The organism is Thorsellia kenyensis, from assembly GCF_042432445.1.
In the GTDB taxonomy this organism is placed as follows: Bacteria; Pseudomonadota; Gammaproteobacteria; order Enterobacterales; family Thorselliaceae; genus Thorsellia; species Thorsellia kenyensis.
Genome location: NZ_JBHLXE010000097.1, coordinates 71,588 through 78,299, shown reverse-complemented (window position 1 = coordinate 78,299; position 6,712 = coordinate 71,588). Strand labels below are relative to the sequence as shown.

Below are 6,712 nucleotides of genomic sequence, written 5' to 3'. Positions count from 1 at the left end.
ATTCATATTAAGTATTCTGATCTCTTGATCTTTCAATGTCAAGCATCTTCATCGATCACGGGTATAGAATAGATGAGTATACCGAATCAAAATTAATGTAACGAATAAATGCAGGAGGATGCATGTTAAAAATTGATTCATCTAAACCAATATCAGATAATCTCAATGAAACCAACCCACAAATTCTATCAAATAATATCGGTATACTAAATGGACACATTAGTAGTGATGATCCCATACTAAGTGAAACTGAAATTATAAATTATCTAAAACCATTTTTCATGGGGAATTTTGCGCTTTTAAATAACTTTCAGGGTAATCCAATATTTGTCCGTGCAACAAAATCAAAAGGAATACCACAAAATGTAAGCGCTCTTTCCTATAATCCAAATGGTAGTGACTTAGGAAGGGCAAATAAATTGGGCAAATTTGTCTTTTATGCTTGTTTAGATGTCCTACCTAATGCTTTTGATAGTTGGGGGAATCTTAATGCTTTAAAAAAAACAACTTTTTTCAACCGTTGTTTTGATACCACTCTTTCAGAAGTTAAAGCATCAAAAAAATCCCAGTTCAATCTTTTACTATCTAGCAAAAAGGATTCTGAGCAACTAAAGCTCTATGATATTGGTATAGTAGATAGTGTTATCCGACAAATAAAACCTAATTACTACGGTGATGCTCATTTTAAAAATATGACTAAACATATAGAGGATTTCACAAAATTACTTAATGATGACGGCTATAAATCATTTTTATTAATCAATGCTTTTTTTAGCGATATCATGTCACGCTCAATAGACACAAATCCAAATCTTTATCATGTGACATCAGTTATTTGCGATACGTTATTGAAGCTCAATAATAACAGCGCTGACGGAATTATTTTTCCATCGGTACAATCAAAGGGGGAACCTGTTGTTATACTTACAAAAAATGCAGTCGATAATAAGCTAGATCACAAAGTGTTTTACCAAATTGATGTTAAAGAGTCTTATGGATATGGCATTTATAAAACAAAGCTTAACAACCAATATGGAATCATTGGTTCTGATGGAGCAATTGTTAATGGTCAATTTAGTTGATACATATAAATAGTAATTTCTAATATTAACCCTCACCTGATGAATTAATTGTTCAGCTAGAATCATAATTAATTAGCTTAGCATTTAATTTAACTAGCCCACTACCCAGTGGGCTTTTTTTGGAGTAACAGTATGAAAACTATCACAGCATTCAAGTCATAATCAAAACAACTTGCCAATATTAGTGATCTTTCTATTGATTTGAGTGATAAAACCCCATTTTAGACTTTAGTTTTGACCCGCTTATCTAGTCGATCAATAATAGTTACATTTAACTATTAAATAATTTACTAAAAAGCGGGGCTATTGCTGATGGACTTGAATAGGTTTAAGGATTTTTTACCAATTACAACAATTTTATTAGTAGCGTTTTATGTTCTAACTTTTTTTGTTAAATTGGGAGAAATGTTTTATTTTGGATACCCATTTTCATTATTAAAGTTCTCTTTTACTGATGCCCTTTTATATTCAGTAAGAACACTCCCTTTAATAATATTTTGTTTGGTTGCCGGTTTATTAATTGATTGCACCCTTTTAAGATATAAAAAACCAAAAAAAGCCCTCTTTAATCTTGCTTATATAATGTTTTTCTCTGCGTTTTTATTTATTTTCATACTACTACTATTTAATAATATTATGACTATTAAGCAAATTATGTGGCTTATTAATTATTATCAAATAATGCATTGGGTAATAATGGGAATTATTGTAAACGGTTTCGTATATTTGCTATTGCCTATGAGCGAAAACTATGAAAAAAACATGGTACTAGCTTTAAATGGATGGTTCGCAATTAATTTTATACTTATCGTTATATTAATGTATCTTCCAATTGGACATATTATTTTTACTATATTTGTATCATTCTCAATCACACTGAATGTGTTAAAAAACATCCAATTCATTTGTGAAAGGGGGTTTATCAAAAAAAAACTCCACAACAGAACGATATATAGAATAAATGTGTATTCTTACGCAACGATGCTTTTGTTAGCCCCTATGACTGCATCATTTTTCTATGGCTTTATATTCTATCAAATACCATTTACATCTTTTACCAAATTAAATGATGGTGGGATAGTGGCATCTCATTATGATGGGAGTCATATTGTTAGATATTGTGAAAACAAGAAAGCGGCATTCAAAATTATTAATCCAATCAATTCAAATGATTTAATTTTTTCCAAGATACCGCTTAGTTATGCGGAAAAAGTGACTTTAATAAAATGTAAATAGCTGATTTCTTTTCTCAGCTATTTCATTCTAATCAAAAGGAAAATAGCATGAGTGGAAAAGAAGCAATTATATTTTGCACTTTAGTAGGTACATTTATTTATATCATTTCACATTACGTTAATTAAAATTTGAGGCTCATATGAGAGATATACCTTACATAGTTTTATTGTCTTCATTTTTTCTTATTAGCATTTTAACTATTTATTACAACAAGCAAAAAGATGATCAAAAATTCATTCATCAGCAATGCTTAGATTCTTTAAGTAATAAAGGAAAAATAGCTTTAACAGAACAGCAATTTTTATTTTGCAAAAAACAAAAATAGCCCTCCTAGTGAGGGTTTTTTATTGCCTAAAAAAGAGGTTTATATGAAAAAATATACCCTAATCTACGCAGATCCACCATGGCAATACCGAGATAAGTGCCAAAGCGGTGAACGTGGTGCAGATTTCAAGTACTCAACGATGAGTGTGATAGACATCTGCCGGTTACCAGTTCATCAAATTAGTGCAGAGTCTTGCCTGCTTGCGATGTGGTGGGTTCCAACTCAACCGCTTGAAGCATTGAAAGTGGTTGAAATGTGGGGCTTTCGTTTAATGACAATGAAAGGTTTTACATGGCATAAAACAAATAAAAATAAGGGAAACAGCGCAATTGGTATGGGACACATGACCAGAGCGAACAGTGAAGATTGTTTGTTTGCTGTCAAAGGCAAGTTACCACCTAGATTTGATGCTAGCATTTGCCAACACATAACAGCCCCAAGACGTGAGCACAGCCAAAAACCTGATGAAATTCGTCAAGCTTTGGAACGTTTACTTGGTGATATCCCTCGCGTTGAATTATTTGCCAGACAAAAATTTGATGGGTGGGATGCATGGGGGAATGAAATAGAATCATCTGTTATTTGGAGGTCGGATGAATAAAGCTATTAACCTATCCTTTTATGAGTGCCGAAGCCCTGATGAATTCAGAGCTAAGCATAACGAAATATGCAAAAAGAACGGCTGGACTCCATTGGATACAGTCCATTTTGGCGATCTTATTCTTGGTATTTACGCTGAACAGAATATTGAACCTGCAGTATTAATAGAAATTGTCGAGGGTGGGTACTTGGTTAACAAAAAATATTTGGTGACAAACCATTTCATCGAAGCGTGGCAAGTAAGTGATCCATGCTGTGCTATTGATCGTGCTTATATTCATAAGTATAGTCCTTTTAATGATCTGGATTTTGCAGAAACTGAACGAATTATGCGTCAGGTGTTATTTGAACGAACGCTAATTAATGATATGGAAACTGATTAACAGGCCACCAATAAGGTGGCTTTTTTATTTTAGGAGCTTATATGGAAAAGAAATATTTATTAACCAAAGAAGTTATGGAATTAATGCGATATAACAGTCGTTCTGCTTTTATCGCATTTTTAAGAAGAAATGAAACCTTTCCTAAACCAGTACTGCTTGGGACTAAAAGAAAGGCTTATGTTACTACTGAAGTACAAGAATGGATTGAATCCCACAGGGTTAGTCATGTTTGTTAAGCTTAAATTTTAACGCTTCTTTAGCTGCTGTAGTTCCAATGGCAGACTCAATATGATTACCCCACCACTCCATCATTACCCTTCTTCTTTCAATGTATTGACTTCGATTATAAACGGCTCTTACTGTATTGCTATCGGTATGGCTAAGAGCCGTTTCAATTAGATCAGGGTCAAACCCCTCCTCGTTCAAAATCGTGCTAGCAAGCGCCCTCATTCCGTGTGCTTGAATCTTACCTTTTAATCCATTATTTTTTAATGCGCTATTACCAGATTCTTTTGACATGTGCTTATTGATGTCCGAACGATTAGGAAACACATAAATATTGCTTAAACTCACAAATTTCATTACTTCTAATACGACTAATGCTTGTTTGCATAATACTACTGTATGCTCTTTGCGCATTTTCATATCGCTGGCAGGAATAGTCCAAGTGGCATTCTCAAAATCTATATATTCCCACTTAGCTGTTGCGGCTTCCTTTGGCCTTGTCATAGTCAATAACTGCCATTCAAGCACAAGTTTTGTCTGTAAATTAATAAACCCATTAATTATAACATCCATCAATATCGGCAATTCTTTAGGTGACAGGGTCACACGATTAACTGTTTGGTCAGGCATCAGCATCATTTTTATTTTGCTTAAAGGATTTGCATATATTAAGCCCATATTTTGAGCGTACTCCATTATCTTATTTAGCTGTTCAGCAGTTCTATTAGCATTATGAATGGTGCCTTTAGCTTGAAGTGATGTTAAGATTGGTAAAACCATTTGAGGGCTTAATTTTTCAATATCAACATCTTTAAGGTGCGGTAAAATATGCAATTCCATATTGCGAATAAAGCGGCTTAATGTCTTTTCGGTATGCCCTTTTGTTTTATAAATTTCAAAAAAATCATATGTCACTTTTTCAAGGGTATGTTTTTTAGTTCTTTGCATTTCAATTGAATTACGAGGGTCCTCGCCATTTGTTAAATGTTCTAAAAACTCTATTTTTTTATTTCTTGCATCTTTCAGCGATATAATTGGATATTGTCCAATTGTGATTACAGCCCTTTTTTTTGTCAACGGTGCATAGTACCTAAACCGCCAAGTCTTAGTGCCGTTAACCCTAATTAGTAACTCTAGGCCATCACCATCAAAAAGAGTAATATCACTGCCTTTTGGTTTTGATTGTTTAATTTCGGTATCAGTAAGAGGTTTGATTTTTCTAGCCATTTCAATAAGCTCTCCAATAATAGTAACATAAGAATTTACACTCCACTCCGTGTTACTATCAATGTTACTATTATTAACTATTGCAATGGAATATGACCGAATAAGTGAGAACATTTGAGAACATAAAATTTACAAAAGATACGTTAAGTCGATGTCTTAAAAGCGAATTTTACGGATAAAAGAACATGTAAGAATAAGTGAGGATATTTGAGTGGCGTCCCCAGCAGGAATCGAACCTGCAACTAGCCCTTAGGAGGGGCTTGTTATATCCATTTAACTATGGGGACAATGGTTGATAATTTTATAATAAAAGCTACACACAAATCAATCATAAAAACAATTTTAACGCTTTTAAAATTAAAGGTCCCCAAAAGACCATACTTGGACACTTAAAACATTAAAAGCATCTTAATTATACTAAAATTTACAAAACAATCAAAAATAAACTACACGTTCTACTACAAGTTGGTATAATAGATGGCTAAGCTTATCAAGAAATGTCATTTTGATATCAAAGCATTAGTTACAAATAGCTTTTGATTAAGTTTTATCTTACTCATGAAGCTAGCAACTATAACAAAAGGTAGCTTATGTTTTATTAGAGATCATTTGTTGCATTATTATTTCATTGTTTACTTAAATGCTTTTTTCATACGCTACTAAAAACTTACAATTATAGTTTGCTATCATTTCAAGCTAGTTTAAACAACAATAAGCCAGATAATTAAATTTTGATGTTATCGATCAATTTTTTATTTTTTAATTTTTAATTTTTATTCCGATTATCGCGAAAAACACCAACTTTTATTAATTTTTTTATCACGCTCAAAGAATTTTACTATAATGACAAATACTCTAATAAAAATCACCAACGTTTCAAAAGTTTATTCTCAAAATAAAGATTTACCTTTTACTGCTCTCAATAATATTAACTTGAATATTTCTAAAGGTAAATTTACTGTTTTTGCTGGAAAATCAGGCAGTGGGAAAAGTACACTCTTACATCTAATTGGCGCTATGGACTTGCCATCAAAAGGTCAAATTGTTTTTGAAGATTATGACATCACTAAAAAGAGCGATAAAGAATTAAGTTTTTTTAGAAGAAATCATATTGGTTTTATTTTTCAAAGTTTTAATTTATTACCCATTCTCACTGCATCTGAAAATGTTGAATACCCCCTAATGCTTCAAGGGGTTTCCAAAAAAGAGCGCAAAAAAAGGGCTAAGTTGGCACTTGAAGAAGTTCAATTAGATAATAAATTAAATCACTATCCAAGAGAACTTTCTGGCGGACAAATGCAAAGAGTGGCAATAGCTAGGGCAATCGTTCACAACCCAAGGTTAATTATTGCTGATGAACCTACAGCCAATCTAGATAGTCAAACAGGAATAGATATAATTAATCTACTGCAAAACATGATAAAAAATCATAATATTGCGCTAGTCTTAGCTTCCCATGATGAAAGTATAATAAACCAAGCTGATGAATCCATATTTATAAAAGATGGTTGTGTTGTTTCTTCCCACCCTCATTAAATCTAAAGGTATGTTTAATTTCAGTTTCCATTAAAAATACAATTAACGCCTTTGAGAATATGCAATTAAAATCTCTGCATTAATATAATTAATTTAAT

The 6,712-nt window shown here is 32.3% G+C and carries 7 protein-coding genes and 1 tRNA gene; 6 read left to right on the top strand and 2 right to left on the bottom strand.

Going from position 1 to position 6,712, the window contains the following annotated elements; genetic code table 11:
• Nucleotides 1–122 precede the first annotated feature (122 nt).
• The 5 genes from ACFFIT_RS09420 to ACFFIT_RS09400 all read left to right on the top strand — a co-directional run bounded on the left by ACFFIT_RS09420 (nucleotide 123) and on the right by ACFFIT_RS09400 (nucleotide 3,862).
• Nucleotides 123–1,082 (top strand): hypothetical protein, encoded by a 960-nt coding sequence (locus ACFFIT_RS09420; RefSeq protein WP_385877405.1) that lies wholly within the window; start codon nucleotides 123–125, stop codon nucleotides 1,080–1,082.
• A 312-nt stretch (nucleotides 1,083–1,394) separates the two neighbouring features.
• A complete protein-coding gene (locus tag ACFFIT_RS09415; protein WP_385877404.1) occupies nucleotides 1,395–2,318 on the top strand; it encodes a hypothetical protein in 924 nt (307 codons plus the stop codon).
• Nucleotides 2,319–2,686: 368 nt separating this feature from the next.
• Nucleotides 2,687–3,244, top strand: a complete 558-nt coding sequence (locus ACFFIT_RS09410) for an MT-A70 family methyltransferase (protein WP_385877403.1) — start codon at nucleotides 2,687–2,689, stop codon at nucleotides 3,242–3,244.
• A complete protein-coding gene (locus tag ACFFIT_RS09405) occupies nucleotides 3,237–3,626 on the top strand; it encodes a hypothetical protein (protein ID WP_385877402.1) in 390 nt (129 codons plus the stop codon). The genes ACFFIT_RS09410 and ACFFIT_RS09405 overlap by 8 nt, the downstream gene beginning before the upstream one ends.
• Nucleotides 3,627–3,667: 41 nt before the next feature.
• Nucleotides 3,668–3,862 carry a helix-turn-helix transcriptional regulator gene (locus ACFFIT_RS09400; RefSeq protein WP_385877401.1) on the top strand — a complete coding sequence of 65 codons (195 nt, stop codon included), beginning with the start codon at nucleotides 3,668–3,670 and terminating at the stop codon, nucleotides 3,860–3,862.
• Here ACFFIT_RS09400 and ACFFIT_RS09395 read toward each other — a convergent pair.
• Nucleotides 3,846–5,078 (bottom strand): tyrosine-type recombinase/integrase, encoded by a 1,233-nt coding sequence (locus ACFFIT_RS09395; protein WP_385877400.1) that lies wholly within the window; start codon nucleotides 5,076–5,078, stop codon nucleotides 3,846–3,848. The two genes, ACFFIT_RS09400 and ACFFIT_RS09395, sit on opposite strands and share 17 nt — an antisense overlap.
• Before the next feature lie 212 nt (nucleotides 5,079–5,290).
• Nucleotides 5,291–5,365: transfer RNA gene (locus ACFFIT_RS09390), tRNA-Arg, on the bottom strand.
• A 556-nt stretch (nucleotides 5,366–5,921) separates the two neighbouring features.
• Between ACFFIT_RS09390 and ACFFIT_RS09385 the strand changes: the two genes are divergently transcribed.
• Nucleotides 5,922–6,614, top strand: coding sequence for an ABC transporter ATP-binding protein (locus ACFFIT_RS09385; protein ID WP_385877399.1), 693 nt, complete (start codon nucleotides 5,922–5,924; stop codon nucleotides 6,612–6,614).
• Nucleotides 6,615–6,712: the final 98 nt, after the last annotated feature.

Excerpts from the sequence above, each read along its gene's own strand:
- ACFFIT_RS09420 (WP_385877405.1), top strand. The coding sequence starts at position 123 with ATGTTAAAAATTGATTCATCTAAACCAATATCAGATAATCTCAATGAA.
- ACFFIT_RS09415 (WP_385877404.1), top strand. The coding sequence starts at position 1,395 with ATGGACTTGAATAGGTTTAAGGATTTTTTACCAATTACAACAATTTTA.
- ACFFIT_RS09410 (WP_385877403.1), top strand. The coding sequence starts at position 2,687 with ATGAAAAAATATACCCTAATCTACGCAGATCCACCATGGCAATACCGA.
- ACFFIT_RS09405 (WP_385877402.1), top strand. The coding sequence starts at position 3,237 with ATGAATAAAGCTATTAACCTATCCTTTTATGAGTGCCGAAGCCCTGAT.
- ACFFIT_RS09400 (WP_385877401.1), top strand. The coding sequence starts at position 3,668 with ATGGAAAAGAAATATTTATTAACCAAAGAAGTTATGGAATTAATGCGA.
- ACFFIT_RS09395 (WP_385877400.1), bottom strand. The coding sequence starts at position 5,078 with ATGGCTAGAAAAATCAAACCTCTTACTGATACCGAAATTAAACAATCA.
- ACFFIT_RS09385 (WP_385877399.1), top strand. The coding sequence starts at position 5,922 with ATGACAAATACTCTAATAAAAATCACCAACGTTTCAAAAGTTTATTCT.